The organism is Bradyrhizobium sp. SZCCHNRI3052 (genome assembly GCF_032484895.1).
In the GTDB taxonomy this organism is placed as follows: Bacteria; Pseudomonadota; Alphaproteobacteria; order Rhizobiales; family Xanthobacteraceae; genus Bradyrhizobium.
This window is the reverse complement of sequence record NZ_JAUETW010000018.1, coordinates 26,226-46,560: the sequence shown is the minus strand read 5'-3', so window position 1 is coordinate 46,560 and position 20,335 is coordinate 26,226. Positions and strand designations below refer to the sequence as shown.

The 20,335-nt window shown below is 66.7% G+C and carries 17 protein-coding genes; 14 read left to right on the top strand and 3 right to left on the bottom strand.

Annotation, left to right across the window (positions count from 1 at the left end; all coding sequences use genetic code 11):
* Positions 1-983 precede the first annotated feature (983 nt).
* From QW887_RS32165 to QW887_RS32125, 9 genes are all read left to right on the top strand, one after another.
* Positions 984-2,309 carry a DUF3422 domain-containing protein gene (locus QW887_RS32165; RefSeq protein WP_316195901.1) on the top strand — a complete coding sequence of 442 codons (1,326 nt, stop codon included), beginning with the start codon at positions 984-986 and terminating at the stop codon, positions 2,307-2,309.
* 72 nt (positions 2,310-2,381) lie between these two features.
* Positions 2,382-3,074, top strand: a complete 693-nt coding sequence (locus QW887_RS32160) for a DUF2848 domain-containing protein (protein ID WP_316167743.1) — start codon at positions 2,382-2,384, stop codon at positions 3,072-3,074.
* A 380-nt stretch (positions 3,075-3,454) separates the two neighbouring features.
* On the top strand, positions 3,455-4,609 hold the full coding sequence (locus tag QW887_RS32155; protein ID WP_316195899.1) for a glycosyltransferase: 1,155 nt from the start codon (positions 3,455-3,457) through the stop codon (positions 4,607-4,609).
* A 26-nt stretch (positions 4,610-4,635) separates the two neighbouring features.
* Positions 4,636-6,906 (top strand): exopolysaccharide transport family protein, encoded by a 2,271-nt coding sequence (locus QW887_RS32150; RefSeq protein WP_316169917.1) that lies wholly within the window; start codon positions 4,636-4,638, stop codon positions 6,904-6,906.
* On the top strand, positions 6,903-8,060 hold the full coding sequence (locus tag QW887_RS32145) for a glycosyltransferase family 4 protein (RefSeq protein ID WP_316173324.1): 1,158 nt from the start codon (positions 6,903-6,905) through the stop codon (positions 8,058-8,060). Before QW887_RS32150 ends, QW887_RS32145 begins: the two co-directional genes overlap by 4 nt.
* On the top strand, positions 8,057-8,236 hold the full coding sequence (locus tag QW887_RS32140) for a hypothetical protein (protein WP_316173323.1): 180 nt from the start codon (positions 8,057-8,059) through the stop codon (positions 8,234-8,236). The genes QW887_RS32145 and QW887_RS32140 overlap by 4 nt, the downstream gene beginning before the upstream one ends.
* Positions 8,233-9,753, top strand: a complete 1,521-nt coding sequence (locus QW887_RS32135; RefSeq protein WP_316173322.1) for a lipid II flippase MurJ — start codon at positions 8,233-8,235, stop codon at positions 9,751-9,753. Before QW887_RS32140 ends, QW887_RS32135 begins: the two co-directional genes overlap by 4 nt.
* Complete coding sequence (locus QW887_RS32130; protein ID WP_316173320.1) at positions 9,750-10,772, top strand: polysaccharide deacetylase family protein; 1,023 nt, start codon at positions 9,750-9,752, stop codon at positions 10,770-10,772. The genes QW887_RS32135 and QW887_RS32130 overlap by 4 nt, the downstream gene beginning before the upstream one ends.
* On the top strand, positions 10,765-11,943 hold the full coding sequence (locus tag QW887_RS32125; protein WP_316173318.1) for a glycosyltransferase: 1,179 nt from the start codon (positions 10,765-10,767) through the stop codon (positions 11,941-11,943). The genes QW887_RS32130 and QW887_RS32125 overlap by 8 nt, the downstream gene beginning before the upstream one ends.
* Here the strand turns inward: QW887_RS32125 and QW887_RS32120 are convergent, their stop codons facing one another.
* Positions 11,944-13,128 (bottom strand): glycosyltransferase family 4 protein, encoded by a 1,185-nt coding sequence (locus tag QW887_RS32120; RefSeq protein ID WP_316169913.1) that lies wholly within the window; start codon positions 13,126-13,128, stop codon positions 11,944-11,946.
* Positions 13,129-13,275: 147 nt separating this feature from the next.
* On the opposite strand from QW887_RS32120, the gene QW887_RS32115 reads away from it, so the two are divergent.
* The 4 genes from QW887_RS32115 (at position 13,276) to ipdC (ending at position 17,730) form a co-directional block, all read left to right on the top strand.
* Positions 13,276-14,496 (top strand): hypothetical protein, encoded by a 1,221-nt coding sequence (locus tag QW887_RS32115; RefSeq protein WP_316195963.1) that lies wholly within the window; start codon positions 13,276-13,278, stop codon positions 14,494-14,496.
* Between the two features lie 195 nt (positions 14,497-14,691).
* The gene (locus tag QW887_RS32110; RefSeq protein ID WP_316173317.1) at positions 14,692-15,603 is read left to right on the top strand and encodes an acyl-CoA acyltransferase; all 912 of its coding nucleotides are present in this window, start codon (positions 14,692-14,694) and stop codon (positions 15,601-15,603) included.
* A gap of 141 nt (positions 15,604-15,744) precedes the next feature.
* On the top strand, positions 15,745-15,936 hold the full coding sequence (locus QW887_RS32105; RefSeq protein ID WP_315715989.1) for a hypothetical protein: 192 nt from the start codon (positions 15,745-15,747) through the stop codon (positions 15,934-15,936).
* 156 nt (positions 15,937-16,092) lie between these two features.
* Entirely contained in the window at positions 16,093-17,730 is a 1,638-nt protein-coding gene (ipdC, locus tag QW887_RS32100) for an indolepyruvate/phenylpyruvate decarboxylase (protein ID WP_315715990.1), read from the top strand.
* A 32-nt stretch (positions 17,731-17,762) separates the two neighbouring features.
* Here ipdC and QW887_RS32095 read toward each other — a convergent pair whose 3' ends face one another.
* Positions 17,763-18,914 carry a hypothetical protein gene (locus QW887_RS32095; protein WP_315750707.1) on the bottom strand — a complete coding sequence of 384 codons (1,152 nt, stop codon included), beginning with the start codon at positions 18,912-18,914 and terminating at the stop codon, positions 17,763-17,765.
* Between the two features lie 315 nt (positions 18,915-19,229).
* Between QW887_RS32095 and QW887_RS32090 the strand changes: the two genes are divergently transcribed.
* Positions 19,230-19,835 carry a helix-turn-helix transcriptional regulator gene (locus QW887_RS32090; RefSeq protein WP_315825808.1) on the top strand — a complete coding sequence of 202 codons (606 nt, stop codon included), beginning with the start codon at positions 19,230-19,232 and terminating at the stop codon, positions 19,833-19,835.
* Positions 19,836-19,958: 123 nt separating this feature from the next.
* Here QW887_RS32090 and QW887_RS32085 read toward each other — a convergent pair whose 3' ends face one another.
* Positions 19,959-20,204 (bottom strand): hypothetical protein, encoded by a 246-nt coding sequence (locus tag QW887_RS32085; protein WP_006614403.1) that lies wholly within the window; start codon positions 20,202-20,204, stop codon positions 19,959-19,961.
* Positions 20,205-20,335: the final 131 nt, after the last annotated feature.

Genomic DNA, 20,335 nt, shown 5'->3' with positions numbered 1-20,335 from the left:
GCGGGGCGCTGCGGTTGATCGTGCAGTGCCGATCGGCAATTGGCGTGGCTTGGTCAAGCCCAACTATATCGGCGCCATTGCTCGCAACGAAATGGGTCGTTGCGACGCTGAAGCGCGCAGATCGGTTGCCCGTCATGCCGGGCTTGTTCCGGGCATCCACGTCTCTCCCCGACGAACGACGAGGATGGCCGGGACGAGCTCGGCCATGACGATGAGGAAAGAGACAGGCACGATCTTCCCGAAATGCGGTCGCCCCGCATCATCCTCGGCCAGCCCATCTCGTCAAAATTCTTCCTTGCTACTTTTCCGAAATCATGCTCTACTCCCTGCATCCCGTCCTCATGCAGAGGGGCGTACGCGTCGTCACGATACGTTGAGGCGGGGAGCGGTGGCCGCGAGTGTTGTCAGGTGCTGATGCGCTGGACGATTGGCAGCTCGCGGACGTTCAAGCCGTGTGGTCCTGGCGCCCCGATGCTGGCGCCAAGTCTGGATGACATGACGTGTCATCAGGCGACGGGGGCAAACAAGCCGGTCCCCGGGGAGAGCTCGGAGCAGACGTTAAACCCATCGCGCAGGGAGGGCCGGGTCTGTCCGGCTGAACCTGTGGTTCCTGCCGCCTGCATTTTTTTCCGCAGGCGGGCCACGGGCCTCAGTCGGGGCCCGGCCTTCCCTGCGCCCTCGGCATTTGAAGAGGGTCTTGGTGATGATGATCTCGGGCGCGATCGCGCCGCGGGAGGTGTTGGTGTGTCTGCGTGCATCATGATCGACTTGCCGTGGCGCTGAGAGAGCTGCCAGTGCGCACAACATCGCCGCAGCCGTGGCGCCGTCATCGAATTGCGCTACACTGGTGTCACACGCGACTGCCGCGTTGGCAGTAGGGCGACAGCGGAAGTCAGGGGGATGGACGGCATGACGGGGGTGATCAATTCAGGCGCAGCGCGATCGTCTGCGTCAGGTGTCGCTCTCACGCGCGGACTCTCCCGATGACGTCGCTCGACAAGTCCGCCTTCACGCCGCATGCCCTGCGCGAGAGCGTGCTGAACGAGGTGCATGCGCGGCCGTTCACGCCGCTGGCGCAGCCGGTGCTGGTGATCCGCTTCGCCTTCATGGCGAAGGGCGACAGTCCGGCGGTCGACCGCGCCAGCCTCGCCGCGTTCTGCGCGCAGCATGGCGCGCTGCCGCCGGAGCCGGGCGTGAAGCATCATCAGGTCGATCTCGGCCCGGTCAGGCTGCGCTTCGAGCAGCATTCGGAATTCGCCACCCTCACTTGGATCTGGAGCCCGCCGGCCGGCGCCGGACCGCGCCACTTCGGGGCCATCGCGCCCGAGCTGCAGGCGCTGATCGCGGCGCTGCCGCAGGCCGGCGAGCTGCTGGTGGCGGTCAAGCTCGAGGTCGAGAATGCGGCCGATCCGGTGGCGCGTGCGGAGGAGATCTTCGACAAGAGCAGCCTCGCCATCGTGACGATCAAGGGCAGCGCCGGCGCGGTCGCCTCCGACTTCCGCCTCGACGACGACGGCTTCACCCGCATCCTGGTCTGCGCCGACGGCCCGACCCCGGAGCGGCTCGGGGCGCTGGTGCAGCGCGTGCTGGAGCTCGAGACCTACCGCACTTTGGCGCTGCTCGGCCTGCCGGCGGCGCTGGCGCTGGCGCCGGACGTCGACCGCATCGAGCGGCGGCTGGTCGAGGTGCTCGCGGAGATGCAGGGCGCGCAGTCGTTCAAGCTCAACAACCATTTGCTGCGCGAGCTGACCGAGCTCGAGGCGCTGCTGGAGCGCGGCGCCACCGGCAGCCTGTTCCGGTTCGGCGCCAGCCGCGCCTATTACGACCTGGTGCAGGCCCGCTTGGCGGTGATCGAGGGTGAGCCGGTCGCGCCGTATTCGAGCTGGTCGTCGTTCCTGGCGCGGCGCACCGCGCCGGCGATGCGCACCTGCAACGCGCTGGAGGGGCGGCAGTCGAACCTGTCGCTCAAGCTGGCGCGCGCCGCCGACCTGCTGCGCACCCGCGTCAATGTCGAGCTGGAGCAGCAGAACCGCGATCTCCTGCGCTCGATGAACGAGCGCACCAAGCTGCAGCTGCGGCTGCAGAGCACGGTCGAGGGGCTGTCGGTGGCCGCGATCGGCTATTACGTCGTCAGCCTGTTCGGCTATCTCGCCAAGGGCGCGCATGACACCGGCCTGCCGGTCGAGCCGACGCTGGCTACCGCCGCCTTCGTGCCGGTCGCGATCGCGCTGATCTGGTTCACGACCCACCAGATCCGCAAGCGGCACTTGAAGGAGGATCACGAGGCGGAGAAGGCCGAGCAGGAGTGAACGGCTGGGCGCCTTGCCAGCGAGCGGCCGGACGGCTAAGCGGCGGGCTGGTCAGCAAGAGGCGATGAGACGATGAGCGGTGCGACGATCGATTTCCTGGTTCACGCGGATGGTGCGGCGACGCGGCAGCGGATCACGCTGAGCCGCCTCGTCATCGCCGGCTGGACCGGGCGCGATCCGGTCGCCCGCGACAAGCACATCGCCGAGCTGGAAGAGCTCGGCATTCCCCGGCCGGCGACGACGCCGATCTATTACGAGGCTGCGGCCAGCCGGCTGACGACGTCGGACAGCATCGAGGTCAGCGGCGGCGACTCCTCCGGCGAGGTCGAGTTCGTGCTGGTGAAGTCCGGCGGCCGGCTCTATGTCGGCGTCGGCTCCGATCATACCGACCGCAAGGTCGAGACCTACAACATCACCGTGTCCAAGCAGATGTGCGACAAGCCGGTGGCGCCCGAGCTGTGGCTGGTTGACGATGTCGCCGCGCATTGGGACCAGCTGATGCTGCGCGCCTACGCGACCATCAACGGCGAGCGCGTGCTCTATCAGGAGGGTGCGCTGAGCGGCATGCTGGCGCCCGTCGACCTGATCGCGCGCCGTTATGGTGAGGCAGGCCTGCCCGAGGGCACCGCGATGTTCGGCGGCACGTTTGCCGCCAAGGGCGGCATCCGCCCCGCCGACCGCTTCGACTTCGAGCTGGTCGATCCCGTGCTGAACCGCGCCATCCGCCACGGCCACGCGATCGAGCAGCTCGCCATCGCCGGCTGATCGGGACGCGCGCGATCACGTTCGCGTGCGGCGGAATGCGCTAACGATCAGGCCGCGGCGCGTCGTCGCGGCCGTCGCCACGCATGGCTGCATTCGCGCAGGCGTTGCGATCCGCAAGGGCCTGTTAAGCAAGGCGGCCTATCGTGCCGGAGTGTGCCGAAGCGGGACCATGGCCTCGTTTCGCGTTCTGGTCCGGCACACCATGTCACGGCATGAGACGCAATGCGGCTGGCATATCCTTAATCGATCCTTACCTGATAGCAGCGGATTCGACGGGTCGGACGACAAGGGCGATTAACTAGAAGTTTAGGATTGGGTTTGTGCGCGTGAACGCCTCCCTTAAGGGTTTTATTAAATACCCCGGGAATTGGGAGAGTGCGGTGCGCGTCGCGATCGTCCACGATTGGCTTTACGTTCTTGGCGGCGCCGAGAAGGTCCTTCAGGAGATCCTGCGCTGCTATCCCGGCGCCGACGTCTTCACGCTGTTCGACCTGCTGCGTCCCGAGGACCGCGCCAAGCTGGGATTCGAGAAGTCGCACACCAGCTTCCTGCAGAAGATGCCGCTCTTGCGGAAGTATCACCGCTCCTATCTGCCGCTGATGCCGCTCGCGATCGAGCAGCTCGATCTGTCGAGCTACGACCTGGTGATCTCCTCCAGCTGCGCGGTGGCGAAGGGCGTTCTGACCGGGCCGGAGCAGCTGCACATCGCCTATGTGCATTCGCCGATGCGCTATGCCTGGGATCTGCAGCACCAGTATCTGCAGGAGAGCGGCTACGCCACCGGCGTCAAGGGCCTGATCGCTCGCGCCTTGTTGCACAAGATGCGGATCTGGGATGCGCGCACCGCGCACGGTCCCGACGCCATCTTTACCAATTCGCAGTTCGTCGCCCGCCGCATCAAGAAGATCTACGGCCGCGACGCCAAGGTGATCTATCCGCCGGTGACCATCGCGCAGCGCGATGCGATCCTGCCGGTCGGCAGCCACTTCCTCGCCGCGAGCCGGCTCGTGCCCTACAAGCGCATCGAGCCGATCGTGCGCGCCTTCAACACCATGCCGGACCTCGAGCTGGTCGTGGCCGGCGACGGTCCGGAAGCCGCGCGGCTGAAGTCGATCGCGGGGCCGAACGTCAAGTTCGCCGGCTTCGTGCCCGACAAGCAGCTGCGTGACCTCATGACAACCGCCCGCGCCTTCGTGTTTGCGGCGGAAGAGGATTTCGGCATCATCCCGGTCGAGGCGCAGTCCGAAGGCGCACCGGTGCTGGCGCTCGGCCGCGGCGGTGCACGCGAGTCGATCCTCACCACGGGGCCGCGGCCGACCGGCATGTTCTTCGGCTCGCCCGAGCCCGAGGCGATCGCGGCCTGCGTGCGATCGTTCGTGGCCAAGGAGAAATCGATCTCGCGGCTCGACTGCCGCCAGCGCGCCAGCTTCTTCTCGGCCGAGCGTTTCCGCAGCCAGTTCGTCGCGGCGGTCAACGAGGAGATCGACAGTTTCCGTGCGGGACATCAGGGCCGCGCGACGCGGCTGATTGCGTAATATTGGATGTGGTACGGGTGCAGATCATGAGGCAGGCGGCTCTCGGCGAGGCCTTGTCCGGCATTGACGCCGTCGCCCGGATCTGGCGCCGCCGCGGCGTGTTCGCCATCGTGGCCGGCGCCGTTCTCGCGCTTGCCGTGGCCGCGCTCGTGCTGCTGCCGGTGCGCTATCTCGCCACCGCTTCCGTGATCATCGCCGAGCAGGAGCCGGGTGCCAACACCTCGGCGGCGTGGGCGCAGAAGATCGGCGATCCCGCCGACATGGAAAGCCAGCTCCTGGTGATCCGCTCGCCACGCCTGCTGCGTCAGATCATGTCGTCGCCCGGCGTGGTCGACGCCGTGGTCGGCGAATGCGAGCGCGGCCGTCTCATGGGTTCGGGCGATGCGTGCCAGCGCCTCAAGACCGATCCGGGCGCGTTCATCGATCACGTCGACAGTCGCTTCAGCGTTGCTTCGGCCGGCCGCTCGCGCGTCATCAACATCTCCTATCAGTCGAGCAGTCCCGAGGCTGCGAAGACGCTCGCCAACGCGTTGACGCAGACCTTTCTCGAGGACCAGCGCACCGAAGGCGCCAACAGCCGCGAGGTCGCGAGCTCCTGGCTCTGGAAGGAATTGAAGCAACTCGACCAGCAACTGCGCGAGGCCGACGACAAGATCCAGAAGTTCCGCCGCACCAAGGGCCTGATGCGTGGCGCCAATGCGCCGATCTCCTCGGAGCGGCTGACCAGCATCGGCCAGCAGCTGTCGCAGGCGGAGGCCGCGCGCGCCGACGCCGCGGCGCGGCTGCAGGAGATCAAGTCGGAGCAGGAGCGCGGGCCGACCGACGCCCCGTCGGTGCTGCAGAGCCGCACCATCGCCGACCTCAAGCAGCAACTGACGACCGTGAGCGCGCAGCTCGCCAGTGCGGCCGGTGTGCTCGGGCCGAAGCACCCCTCGATCCTGGCGCTGACGCGCGAGCAGGCGATCATCCAGCAGCGGCTGATCGCCGAGATGCAGAGCATCGCGGCGAGCGCGCAGAAGACGTACGATGCCAACACCGCGCTGGTGAACTCGCTGAAGAAGCAGATGGAGACGGCGAAGGCGGAGGCCGGCTCGGCCACGCTGGACGAGGCCTCCATCGAGAGCATGGTGCGCGACACCGAGATCAAGCGGCAGCAATATGCCGAGCTCTACAAGAAGGCGAGCGAGCTCGAGACCGAACGGCGTGTCCTGCGCGGCAGCACGCGTCTCGTCAGCCTCGCTGAGCTGCCGAGCAAGCCGTTCTTCCCGAAGAAGATCCCGTTCCTCGCCGCTGGCACGACGCTCGCGTTGATCTTCGGTGTCGGCGCTGCGCTGCTCGCCGACAGGCTCGGCGCGCGCCTGATCAGCCCGCCCGTGCCCGTCACGCCGGAAGCGCCGGCCGAGCAGGTCGAGGCGCCCGCTGTCGACGAAGCTCCGGCCATCGTCCCTGAATTGGCCGAGCGTGTGACCGCACCGCAAGCGGCGACGCCACCGGCAGCGCCTGAACGAAGGTCCCATCTCCCGAGCGTCGCCGACGTTTCGATCCTGGCCTGCCTGCCGCGCCTGAAGAGCCTGCGTGAGATGTCGGCGCTCGGCGCGATCCTGCAAAGCCACCAACCGCTGGCGATCCCGCGCGTCTTGCGCCTCGCCTCCGAGGACACTGATTTTCAGCACACGCTGCATGATCTCGTCCACGAACTCGGTTTGAAGCGGTCCGCCCGATCGCAGCGCATCGTCGTGACCTCTCCCGATGCAGCAGATGGCAAGACGACCACGACCTGTGCGCTGGCAGAGCACCTCGCGGCCGCAGGCTGGCGCGTGCTGGTCGTCGAGTGCGACGTCTCGCATCCCGCCTTTGCAGAGATCATGGCGCTGCCGGCAAGCCCCGGATGGCTCGGCGCGCTGGAGCGCGGGACGCCGCTCCGGGACATGGTTCTGCCCACCGCGCATCCCTCGCTCGACGTGCTGCCGGTTGGTGAGGCGACCGGTCCGGTCGGCGACATTCTCGACGCGATCAGCCTCGACCGTCTCCTCGCTGGTCTCGATGGCTATGATGCCGTGATCGTCGACACACCATTGCCGTCGCAACGGAACGACTTCCTTGCCGGTACGGACTGGGCGATCGTCTGCGTGCGCAGTGACCGGTCGTTGATCGAGCCGGCGGTCGCGACGGTGAACAGGAGCAGGGCACTCGGAGCCCGCGATGTCGGCATCGTCGTCACCATGACCGACGTCGAGCACCGCAGCGCGCCTGTGGTCCAGACCGCGCCCGTGGCGGCCTACGCCGGAGCCGGGTGATGTCGACCGAGCGTGTCCTGTTCGTCGATCACACCGGGCAGATCGGCGGCGCCGAGTTGATCCTGCTCGATGTCGTCCAGGGCCGCAAGGATTCGTCGGTGTTCCTGTTCGAGCCGGGCCCGCTCGGCCAGGTGCTGGCTGAGCGCGGGATGTCGGTCGCCACGTCGCGCTGGGGCCACGGCCTGGGGCAGTTCAGACGCGACAGTTCGTGGCTCGAGGCGCTGCCGCTGTTCGGCAGACTCGCGGCGATCACCGCGGAGCTCGCGCATGTCGCACGCAAGCATGACGTCCTCTATGCCAATTCGCAGAAGGCCTTTGTCCTGTCGGCCATCGCCAACATCGCGGCACGGCGGCCGTTGATCTGGCATCTGCACGACATCATCAGCCCGGCTCATTTCGGCGCGCTGCAGCGTCGCATGCAGATCTTCCTCGCCAACCGCTTCGCGGCGAAGGTCGTCGTCCCCTCCGAAGCTGCCGCAGCCGCCTTCATCGAGGCCGGAGGTCGACGCTCTCTCGTCGAGGTCGTGCCCAATGGTCTCGCCGTCGAACCCGTGCCCGCGTCGCGCGAGGAGCTGAGGCGGCGGCTCGGCCTGCCGTCGGGACCGCTGGTCGGCGTATTCAGCCGGCTCGCGCGGTGGAAGGGGCAGCATATCCTGATCGAGGCGCTGGCCGAATTGCCGAACGTGCACGGTATCATCGTTGGCGACGCGTTGTTCGGCGAGCAGGACTACGCGGCTGAGCTGAGACGGCTGGTCGCGAAGCTTTGCCTCGGCGATCGCGTTCACTTCCTTGGGCATCGCAGCGACGTGCCGCTGCTGATGCAGGCGGTGGACGCGATGGTGCATCCGTCGATCGATCCCGAGCCGTTCGGCCGCACCCTGGTCGAAGCGATGCTCGCCGGCGTGCCGGTGATTGCCACTGACGCCGGCGCTGCGCCGGACATCCTCGAACATGGCCGGGCCGGTCTGCTCGTGCCGCCTGGCGACGCGCGTGCGCTGTCCGAGGCCTTGGACGCGGTGCTGGCTCAACCCGAGATCCTCGCGCCCCAGCTCGACTACGCGTCGCGCCGCGCGCGCACCCATTACAGCCTGGCACGCATGCTGGACTCGATCGGGCTGCTGATCCGCAATGTCGGTGCGGGAGCGGCGGTGTGAGCACGATCGTCACACCTGCCCCGGCCTCCGAGCGGCGCATGGTCGATCTCGTCGTGGATTGCGGCCCGCCGTTCGCCATTCTCGCGCCGGTGCCGTCGTGGCCGAGACTGCTCGAGGACGGACAAGTCCCTGCGCGATGGAAAGGGCCGCCGGCCGTGTCGGAGGATGCCGCATGAGCGCCTCCGGTCCTTCGCTCAAGCGCTTCAGTGCGCTGCTGATCAGCGGTGCGCTGGCGAGCAAGATGCTCGGCTTCGGCCGCGAGGTGCTGATGGCGCATGTGCTCGGCACCTCGCTCATCGCCGACGGCTTCCGGGCCGCCATGGCGGCCGTGCTCATCCCGCTTGCGTTCCTGCAGAACGAGAGCGTGCCGGCGATCATGATCCCGATGCATCGCGAGGCGCTGCAGCGGCCGGATGCCGCGCGCAGCCTCGGTGCGCTGACGATCGTCATTGCCGTCGTCTCGAGCCTGGTGACCGCGATCATCCTGCTGCTCGGTGAGCTCTGGGTGAACGCCGTCGTCGGCGGCTTCTCGGCGGAGGGGCGCGCGCTGACCTTGCACTTCGTGCGCATGATGGCGTTCGGCATGCCGGCGTCGGCGGTGCTCAATGTGCTTGCCGCCGGCGAGATCGCGCTCGGCCGCACGCGGCTTACCAATGTCCGTGCCAGCCTGCTCAACGTCGCGGTGATCGGCGGCATCGGCCTGCTGGTGCTGACCGGCGACGCCTACATGCTCGCCTGCGCCTTCACCGCCGCCTTCAATGGCCTCGCCGCCTGGGGTCTGTTCACGCTGTGGCGCGAGGGCGCGCTGAGCGTCTCCGGCCTGACCGCCGGCATGGTGATCGACAAGGGTATCGAATTCTTCCGCCGGCTGCGCGTCCTGCTGGCGTTGCCGTTGGCCGAGCAGGGCAATGTCTGGATCGAGCGCTTCACGGCATCGCGGCTGACGACCGGCGCCGTCGCGTCGCTGGACTACGCGCGCTCGCTGACCGAGAGCGCGCTGCTGCTGATCAGCCAACCGCTCGGCATGGCGGTGCTGTCGCAGCATGCCCCACGCGATCCGCGTGCGCAGACCGAGGCGCTGCTGCGGCCGCTGCTCGCGCTGATCTTGCCGGCCTCGGCGTTCCTGCTGGTCTTCTCGACCGACATCGTCCGCCTGATCTATTTCCGCGGCGCGTTCGGCGACGAGGCCCTGCTGCTGACCTCGCATGCGCTCAAGGGCATCGCCTGCGGCGTCTGGGCCGCGACCCTCGGCTGGATCCTGATCCGTCTGCTCAATGGCGCGGGGCGCAACGGCGTCGCTGCGGTCATCATCGTCTCGGCCTATCTCGCCAACATGGGCTTCAACCTGCTGATGCCGCTGTTCGATCCGTCGCCGGCGGCCGGCATGCAGTTGCTCGGCATCGGCGAAGCGATCCGCAGCCTCGTGCTGCTGTCGGGCGTGGTGTTCGTGCTCGGTGATGCGCGAAAGCTCCTGCTCGTGATCGGCCTGGCCCTGCTGCCGACCGCATTGATGGTCGTGCTCGGCCTGATGATTCAGACCTCCGTGCCGGGCCTGCTGCCGCGCCTGTTCGCCGGCGGATTGGCGTATCTCCTCTGCCTGGCCTTCGCGATCGGCATCCTGCTGCCGGCCGTGGTCGGCACGGCGCTCCGTCATGTTCGTCGTACGTTCAAGATGAAGGGAGAGCTGAGTTGACCCTGCTGGCCCTCGCTGCTGCCAAAGCGATGATGGCATCCGGCGCCTTCGTCCTTCCCGTCGCCAAAGTGATCGATCGTGTGCTCGGCCCGCGCGGCTGCTGTTTGACGTTCCATCGCACCGCGCCGGCAGAGCAGTGGGAGCGTCTGCCCAATCGCGACTTCTACGTCGATGCCGACTTTCTCGATCGCTTCCTCGGCTATGTCCTCGACCAGGGTTGGGATGTCGTGACGATCAGCGAGGCGCTGCGCCGGACGGCAAGCGCCGAGCCGTCCGGCCGCTACGTCAACTTCTCGATCGACGACTGCTACCGCGATACGTTCGATCTGCTTGTGCCGGTGTTCCGCAGGCGCAAGGTGCCGGTGACGCTGTTCGTGACGACCGGCATTCCCGACGGCACCTTGCCGCTGTGGGGCGCTGGCTTGGAGGATGCGCTGCTGCACAGGGGCCATGTCACGGTCGACGATGAGCGGATCGCGCCGTCGAGCGCCGAGCAGCGCCGCGCGGTGTTCGCGCAGATCGCCTCGCGCTGGGATGGCCCGCAGGCGGCGGATCGTTACGCCGCGTTCTGTGCCGCCAACGCCATCGACATCGAGGCAATGCACTGGAAGCATGCGATCTCCTGGGACATGCTGGAAGTGCTGGCGGGGGATCCGCTCATCGAGATCGGAGCCCACACCGTCTCGCATGCGCGCATCTCGTCGCTGTCTTCCGAAGACGCCCTTCGCGAGCTGGCCGGCGCGCGGCTGCGATTGAACGAGCGGCTCGGCATCGACGTCCGGCACTTCGCGTTTCCTTACGGGCGCGCCGCCGATTGCGGACCGCGGGACTTTGCGCTGGCGCGGCAGGCCGGATTCGCCAGTGCCGCGACCACGCGCAAGGGCCTTGTCAAAGCAGGGCAGGATGCGTTCTCGATTCCGCGCAACACCATGAATGGCGCGCATCGTACGCTTGCGGCGATGGAGCTGCATCTCACGGGCTTCAGCGGGACTGCAGCGAAGGTGATGGGCCGTGTCTAGCAGGGGGCGCTTGCGAATCGTCTCGATTGCGCATCCGGCCACCAGCAGCGAGGCCGGCCGGCTGCGCTACCGCCATCTCGCGTCCCGGCCCGACGTCGATCTGCATCTCGTGACGCCCGAGGTGTGGAAGGAATTCGGCCGCACCATCACCGCGGCTCACTCCAACGAAGCCTTTCCCATCCATCGGCTCCCGATCCGACTCCCGGACGCGGGTCCGATGAAATGGTACCTGCACTTCTATCCGGCGCTGCGCCGCCTGCTGCGCGAGCTCGATCCCGACGTGATTCACCTTTGGGAAGAGCCCTGGAGCATCGTCGCGCTGCAGGCGCAGATGCTGCGCGGCCGTGCGGCGCTCGTGCTCGAGGTCGACCAGAACATCCTGAAACGGCTGCCGCCACCATTCGAGGCGATCCGCAAATTCGTCCTCGGCCGCACCGCCCACATCCTGTCGCGCAGTCCCGATGCGACTGAGGTCGTGAGGGCGTGCGGCTACACGGGTCCGGTGACGCCGATCGGCTATGGTGTCGATCTCGCGACCTTCATGCCGGCGGATGATCGATCGAATGCGACGGCCGGCTCGCCGCTGCGGCTCGGCTATGTCGGCCGGCTGGTGGTCGAGAAGGGCCTCGACGATGCGCTCGAAGCGCTCGCGCGCAGCAAGTCGGTGGCGACGCTGAGCATCATGGGCGAAGGTCCGCACGAGCCGCATCTGCGCCGGCGCGTGGCCGAACTTGGTTTGGGCGGGCGCGTCACCATCCAGGGCTGGGCTTCATCCGCTGCAGTCGCGGCTTTTCTGCGCCGCCTGGACGCATTGCTGCTGCTGACGCGAACCACGGACGCGGTGCGCGAGCAGTTCGGCCGGGTGATCATCGAGGCCCAGGCCTGCGCCATCCCGGTGATCGGATCGACCTGCGGAGCGATTCCGGATGTCGTCGGCGACGGCGGCTGGATCGTGCCGGAGCAGGATCCCGGCAGCCTGTGTCGGCTCATCGATGAGCTCAGCGGCCAGCGGGCGGAGCTCGCTGTTCGCAGTGAGGCGGCCCGTGCGAACGTGCTTCGGCGCTTCACCTATGATGCGGTCGCGGCGGCGATTGAAACGGCATGCCGCGCGGCGCATCAGTCGAGAACCGCATCCGGCCTCGCCCGCCCACAGCGGCTGCAGACGAATTAGCTAGGCCTTCACCGGCAGCGCCATCGCTGCGCGGCCGGACTGGCGCTTGGCGGCATCGATCTGCTTGAGCAGTTCGATGTATTGCAGCCCGATCTGGTCCCAGCCATAGATCTGCGCGGTCGCCTGGGCGCCGTCCTGCAGCCGGCGCATCAGTGCGGGGTCGGCGAAGACGGCCGCGAGCTTGGCCGCGATGTCATCGGCGTCTGCTGAAATGCGGAAGCCGTTGACGCCGTCGCGCAGATAGTCCTCGATGCCGCCGACCGGCGTTGCGAACACCGGCACCCCGCAGGCCATGGCCTCCATGCAGACCAGCGAGAAGGTCTCATAACTCGTGGGGAGCACGAAGGCATCGGCCGCCGAGTACAGCGCCGGCAGGTCCGAGCGTGGGCCGGCGAAGATCAGTCGTTGCTGGGCGTTGCGCGTCAGTCTGCGGTAGGGCGCGGGATTGTCCGAGCCGACGACCAGCAGCCAGACGTCGTTGCCGAGCCGATCGAGCGCGCCGATCGCATGCGCCAGTCCCTTGCGGTTGAATTCGTGGCCGACGAACAGCAGCAGGCGCGCGTTCTCCGGGATGCCGAACTCACGCCGGATCGCCTGGCCGCCGACGGCGTCGCGCTTGAAGCGCGCGAGATCAATGCCGTTGGAGATGACGTGGATGCGGGCGGCCGGCACGCGGAAGAAGCGCTGCAGCTCCGCGGTGACGCGGGAGGACACCGCCACGAACGCCCGATACCGCAGGCCTCCGATCATGAACCGGTCGCGCAGCGCGACCCACAGATGCATAGGGTTGAGCATCCAGCGCCGACTGCCGGCGGCGCGTTTCTCGGCGAGGCTCTGCGCATTGACGGCATGCACGATCAGCACGTCACCCTTGAGGCTGTCGCCGTGGCTGATGACGACGGCGTCGGGGTGACGCGCCAGCGCCCGTGTCGCGGCCAGCGTGAACAGCGGCACGACAATGGCGCGGCCGATGTGCCGGAACAGTCCGCGAGTCGGAATCCGCGCCAGCCATGGCGCAACGCGCTCGACTCGGATCGTGTGTTCGAGATTGTCCGCGACGGTGCTCGCAAGCACGATGTTCGATAAACCATTCCGGCCGAAAACGCGCGCCAGCTCGATAGCGACTGTTTCCACGCCGCCGGCATTGCTTATCTCTTGAACGACCTGGACGATCTCAAACGTCATAGCGGAAATCTAAGGGATCAGACATTGCGACTTCGTTCCAATCTGCTGGTCATTAGCACAGCCCTGTTAACGTTTGTCACGTCGCCATGGCTAAGCGCTGTCCACGCCGGCGAAACGAACGCCTCGGCGCTGCGGATCGACGAGCGCATCGGCGGCGGCAATTTGGTCACGCATCTGGCCGGCAAGAGCGCGCAGATCTATCAGGCACTGCACGGCGTCGGTGCCAGGATGGGCCGAATGGATTCCTACGGCTGGCGGACGTTGGCGCGGGTACCGACGCCGCACGATTTCGATGCCGCGATGCTGGAGGCGCACAAGAACGGTATCATGCCGCTGATCCTGCTGGAGTATGAAGGCAGCTATCAGAGCCTGGCTCCGCCGCAGCCGATCGGGTCCTATCAGGACTGGTTCGCGGCTGGGCAGGCGATGGCGAGACGTTTCCGCCCCGGCGGCGAATGGGGCCGCGAAAACGGTATTCCCGATTGGGGTGCTACCGTCTTCACCGCCATCAACGAGCCCGATGTGCAGGCCACGATCCCGCGCCAGGACTATCACGACGCGCTGGCCGGGCTTGCCGACGGTGTTCACAGCGTCGACCCCAAGCTGCGGGTCGTTCCCGGCGGCTTTGCCACCTGCAACTCGCATGGCGACGCGACGTTGCGCGGCTACGGTCCGGCGATCGCCGATCTGCTCGAGGACGGCCGTCTCGACGGCATCGACCTGCATACCTACTACAATGATAAATGGTATCCGATGACCCGCGGCCGCGAGTTCTCGGTGCAGACCTGCTTCGACCGTATCAAGCAGGCGATGGGGCTGAGCCGCGACATCAACTTCTACGCAACCGAGTTCAACGTCGCGCGCGCCGGCGCGTGGGACAGCGATACGGACGCGGCGAGATTGTTTCTCAATGCGATGTGGGACCAGCTTGCGGTGGTTGGCAAGGATGGCAGCATGCCGGTGTCCATGCTGGCGTTTCCTTGGAATCTCGGCGACACGCCCGATGTCGACGGCCTGGCCTATGCGATGGCGACGGGCAAGGATCCCTGGACCCCGGAGGCGCGCAGCCTCGTGGTGAAGACGGTGCTGCAGCTCGCCGGTCACATGAGGATCGTGTCCATCGACCGGCGGCTGGCGCTGTACACGCTGCGCGGATCGGATGCCGATTTGATCGTGTGGCAGAACATTGCCGGCTGGACCGAGCGGCCGGGCCGCGCGGTCGAGCTCGAGCTGCCCGCAGGGACGCGCAGCCTCGAGGTCTGGGGCTGGGATGGGCTGCGGCGCCGGATCGAGGCAAAGCCCGGACGTTTCTTCGTCGACGGCCTCAATGCCGATGAAACCTACATGTTTCGCGTGCCGCGGCCGTGAGCGGCGGCTCGGATCGCGAAGATCATGTCGGCGCTGATCGAAGCCTGTCGGGTGTGGCTCGCATGTTCCATTAACTGAAAAGTAAGGCCAGCACGACGTGGTTCACTGCCGCCAAAGCTTTTTACGATAATTGCCGTCATGACGATCCCGCCGCGCCATGGGTGGCGCGCCGGATCTCTCTCGGGTGATGCTGGAATGCAGCCAATCAAAAAGGCTGAGATTGCAAATGACAGGCCGGCTCCCGCGCAGGCCGTGACCGGCGTTCGCATCCGAGAGATCGGCGCGGCGGATCTGCCGGCGGTCGCCGCACTGCTGACGCGCGGATTCGCCTTTCGCAGCGAGGCCTATTGGTTGCGCGGACTCGAACGCCACGCGGCGCGCCCGCGGCCGGCCGGCTATCCGGCATTCGGCTATTGTCTCGACCAAGCCGGGGTGCCTGTCGGCGTGATCCTGCTGCTGTTCTCCGAGCTCCACATCGGCGGTGAGCCGATCGTCAGGGCCAATGTCTCGAGCTGGTATGTCGAGCCGGCGTTCCGTGCCTTCAGCTCGATGCTGGTGCGCGCGGCGACGCGCGACAAGACGGTGACCTATTTCAACATCACGCCGGCCCCGCACACTTGGCCACAGGTCGAGGCTCAGGGCTTTTCGGTCTACTGCAAGGGACAGGTCTACGCCGCGCTGGCCCTGTCGCGACCGCGCTCGGATGTCCGTATCGAAGAATTCTCCGAGGACGATGTGCACGGGCTCTCTCCCGATGAGGCGGATCTGTTGCGGCAGCATGCGCAATGGGGGTGTCTCGGTCTCGTCGCGCGCGAGGCCGATGCGGCGTATCCGTTCGTGTTTCAGAAGCACCGGGTGATGAATGCGCTGCCGGTGTATCGCCTGCTGTATTGCCGGGATGTCGCTGACCTCGTGCGGCTGGCCGGCAACATCGGCTGGCTGCTGCTGCGGCGCGGCGGCCTGCTGGTGCGGCTCGATGCCAATGGGCCCATCGCAGGGCTGGCCGGCTGGTACTCGGACAAGCGCGGACGCAAATATGCCAAAGGTCCGCATCCGCCGCATCTCGGCGATCTCGCCTTCACCGAAGCCGCGCTGTTCGACGGCTGAGAGGTGGCAATCGATTGGGTTGCATGGTCCCGCTGCGGCGGCCGGGATACTCGCTCGCGTGGTCTATGGGACCGGTGTGACGGCACGCACAGTCTGGGCTTCCGGCATGCGCCATCCTCCTGGCAACGGAGGAGGTCATCCATGTCTTACGTTTTCGAACTCGCGCTGGCGGCGATGCTGCTGTTCTTCCTGTTCCTGCCGATCACCGATCGCAGGACGGTCATGATGAAGCTCTGCATGATCATGGTCGTCGCCATCCTGTTCACGGTTACGCTGGCCGTCCCGCATGGCGGCGCACCATCCGCCCACGCCCTGGTGCTGACGGCAAACTGATGTGGCGCGGGTGAGCTCCGGCCTTGCCGCTCGAGCATGATGTTTGGACGGGGCGATCCAGACGGGACGGCTCGCAGATCGAACGGCCGCCGGTTGGCAGTCCGCCCCTCATCGTGTAGCACCGGCTGAACCTCACGCCACGCTCAGGGGATCCGGATGCCTGCTCTTGCCCATGCGCTGCTCGCCGCCCTGAAGGACCATGGCGCCCGCGAGATCTTCGGCATTCCCGGCGACTTCGTGCTGCCGCTGTTCAAGGTCATCGAGGAGAGCAACATCCTGCCGAGCGTCACGCTGAGCCATGAGCCGGCGGTCGGCTTCGCCGCGGATGCGGCCGCGCGCTATCATGGCGGCCTCGGCGTCGCCGTCGTCACCTACGGCGCCGGCGCCTTCAACGTCGTGAACGCGGTCGCCGGCGCCTATGCCGAACGCTCGCCCGTCGTGGTGATCGCGGGCGCGCCCGGCGCGCGTGAGCGCGTCTCCGGCTTTCTGCTGCACCACCAGGCCCGCACCGTCGACACGCAGCTCGCGGTGTTCAAGGAGATCACCTGCGATCAGGCGGTGCTGAGCGATCCGGCCACCGCCCCGGCCCAGATTGCGCGCGTGCTGCGCAGCGCGAAGGAGATGTCGCTGCCGGTGTATCTCGAATTTCCGCGCGACATGGTCGATGCCGAGGTCGAGCCGGTGGTGCCGCTGCCGCCGCGGCGGGCCAGCCGCGAGGCGCTCGACGAATGCGTCGAGGAGATCCTCGCCCGCATCGCGCAGGCAGAGCGTCCCGTGATCGTCGTCGACGTCGAAATCCGCCGCTACGGTGTCGAGGACAGGATCGCCGCGCTGGCGCGCAAGCTGGGTCTCCCGCTGGTGACGACCTTCATGGGCCGCGGCCTGCTCGACAGGGCCGACGATGTCGTCGCCGGCACCTATCTCGGCGCCGCGGGCAATCCGGCGATCACGGAGCTGGTCGAGAATGCCGATCTCGTGCTGATGCTGGGCGTCATCCTGTCGGATACCAATTTCGCGTTGTCGAACCGGGCGCCAGACCCGCGCCGCATGATCCTGGCCGCCAGCCGTGAGGTGCAGATCGGTCATCACGCCTATCGCGACATGCCGCTCGGCGATCTGATCGATGCGCTCGACGAGCGCGCGGCACCCCGGGCCGCAGCTCCCGGCCTGCCGCGGCAGCGCTCGGCCTATCCGCGCGGCCTCGCTGCCGATGGCGCGCCGATTGCGCCTTCGGACATCGCGACCGCGGTCAACGACATGTTCGACCGCCACGGCCGGATGCCGATGACCTCCGATATCGGCGATTGCCTGTTCACCGCGATGGAGATCGACAATACCGCGCTGGCCGCGCCGGGCTACTACGCGGGGATGGGCTTCGGCGTGCCGGCGGGCATCGGCGTGGCCGCGACCGGACTTCGTCCGCTGATCCTGGTCGGCGACGGCGCGTTCCAGATGACCGGATGGGAGCTCGGCAACTGCCGCCGCTACGGGCTCGATCCGATCGTCGTGCTGTTCAACAATTGCAGCTGGGAGATGCTGCGTGTGTTCCAGCCGGAATCGCGGTTCAACGATCTCGACGACTGGCACTATGCCGACATCGCCAATTCCATCGGCGGCACCGGCGAGCGCGTCGCCACCCGCAGCGAGCTCGTCGCCGCGCTGGAGCGCGCAGTGCATCGGCGCGGACGCTTCTCGCTGATCGAAGTGATGCTGCCGCGCGGCAAGACCTCGGACACGCTGGCGCGCTTCGTGGCGGGCTTCAAGTCGGCGCGCGAACGCATGGCCCAGGGATAGGATGGCCGGAAGGCCGTCTCGACGCGCCGCCGTCAACCGGTTGCAGACCGCAGCACCGTCTTGATCGCGTCGCGGCCCTTCCAGGCGAAATAGGTGAGGCGGCCGCCGAACGAGCGATGGCTGCGCAGCCTGTTCGAGCCGAGCACGTGTCCGACCTCTTCGGGGAAGCGCTTGACCTCGGCCTGCACCATTCTGTCGGTATTGGCCATGATGGTGCTCAGGCGCGTACCCCAGTCCGAGTCCTCGATGCGATCGATGCGGACCTGGATCGCATATTCGATGTCATAGATGCTGGTCAGGATTTCCTTGGCGGTCACGACGCGGTTGTTCTTCAACGCGATCCGGAGCGCGAGCCGCTTGTCCTCCAACTGGTCGAGCACCATCGGCACGGTCATCGCGTAGGGTGCCGCGATGACGTCGGCAATGTTCTTCGAGCGCGCCGCCTTCGTCGCCAGCCGCATCACCTGCCACGGCTCCTTCAGACGCTTGGCGACGAGCGTCAACGCAAAGGGCACGGCTTCCGGCTGCCTCTTGCGCAGGGCATCGAGCAGCAGCACCATCTTCTTCACCTGCGGATCGTCGAACTCCGCGATCCGGTCCGGCAGCGAATCGGCGAACTTCGCGAGTTCCTCGCGGGCGCGCAGCGCCTTCATCAGCTTGACGACATCGTCGAACACCGACGGCGAGGCCGTATAGGCCTTCAGCTTGCTGCGGACCTGCTCGATGCCCTCGGCGCGCGCCAACGTGCCTTCCAGCGACTTCGTCACCTTGGTCTGGAACGCGCTCGCCGTCTGGCGGATCTCGCGCTGCTTGTCCGCCGCGATCAGGTCCTTCATCTGTGCATTATAGTCGCGCGCCATGGTCGGCAGCAGATCGCGCGAGATCCATTCCCAGATCGGCGTGAGGGAGCCGCGGGCAATGCGGCCCTCATTGGCATGCTCCGGCGAACCGTCGATGAGAAGCTGCTCGACCGGCATGAAGAAGTAGCGCGAAGGATTGATGGTGCGGTGGCCGCCGGCGCCATTGTTGTTGCGGATCTCGGCGCGCAGCCGGGCCTGGAGGTCGGCGGATCCCGGCATGTCGACGCCGCTCAGCTCCAGCCGTTCGAGCTCGCTGAGCAGACAGCTTCGTGTCAGCGGTGACAACCGCTGCAGGAATTCCCAGATCCGGTCGACCGGTCCCATTGGCGTCAGGCTGTCAGCTATATCTCAAGGTCGCTCGTCTCCACGGACGGGCACGGAACGCATGGAAGCACGAAACAGTTGGTGCGAAATTAATGTCAGTAAACAATCGTAGTAATGCGCGGCATCGTGGACAGCCGCCGCCGCACGCGCCGCGGACGTCTCCTTGAAGGGTGGCATCACGCCCCGGCTTAACCATTGCAGCTTGCAACTTTTTGGGGAAATGATCGACGGTTGCGCGAGTTGCCGGAACAATCCCGTATTGCTACGGACGACATAATTAACCATGTTAAAGCCGCCCTCGCGTCAGAATGAGGCATGGCACAGCTGAACAACAGCCTTTCCGACGCTCACGCCGCACCTGCTCCGGGCGGCCAAGGGGTTAACGACCCGGATCTCCTGGCGACCCGTTCCGGCATGTCTGCGCCGCTCGCGATGGGACGTCACGACGACCAGGGCAGGCTCGCTTTGGCGCGTCAGCTGAACGGTTCGCTCACCGCCCTGATGCTCTACATGGAGGAAATCAAGCAGCGCAGTGACGAGATTGCCAGGACGCCCGGCGAGCGCCGGCATGTCCAGCTCGTCGTCGACAACGCGTTGCTGCAGACCGAGCGGATCTGCGCCCTGGTCAACCAGATGTCCGGCGCGCACGGGCAGTTCGGACCGCTGTCACGGGCGGCGCCGGCTCTCGAGGAGGGCGCGGTGCCCGGGCGGCCACCCGGCCGGGCCAGCAAGTCGCTGACCCCGCGCGAATACGAGGTCCTCAAGCTGATCAGTGAGGGGCACTCGAACAAGGAGGGCGCCTTGCGCATGGGCATCAGCCCCCGCACCTTCGAGAGCCATCGCGCCGAAGCCATGCGCAAGGTTGGCGCGCGCAATACCGCCGAACTCGTCCGCGCAGCACTCCTCAATCAGATCGGATGACGGCGAACGAGCGCGAATGCCGCGCTCGTGCCTTCGAGGTGGGCCCTGCGATGCAGACAACGACAATCGGCGTCCGACCGGCTCGGTCGAACGCGCTGATTGCGGACGCGGATGTCCGTGCTGTCAGAAATAATCCTCGGCGAAGGGACGAACCCGGGAGGTCGGGCGCAGCGGCGCTTGCGCCTTGGGCGGCGTCGGCACGATCGTAATGGTCCAGCGCGGCGGTACGCTCGCTTCCTTTTCCATGACTGAACGGACGTGGCCGGTGATCGTCGATCCGCCGGATTTCACGGTCGCGGTCCGGCCGTTGAACTGCGCAATTCGGAAACGCCTGACTTCCTTCTGGTCGGCGGTTTCAAAAGTAAACATGGGACACATCTCCTATGTGACCCCGAGTCTCGCAGCTCATGATTAGTTGATTGTGAAAATCGTGAGCCGTAGAAGTACGGCGTCAACCCATTGTAAGGGATTATGAAGGTCAGGTTCGGCGAATCCGCGTT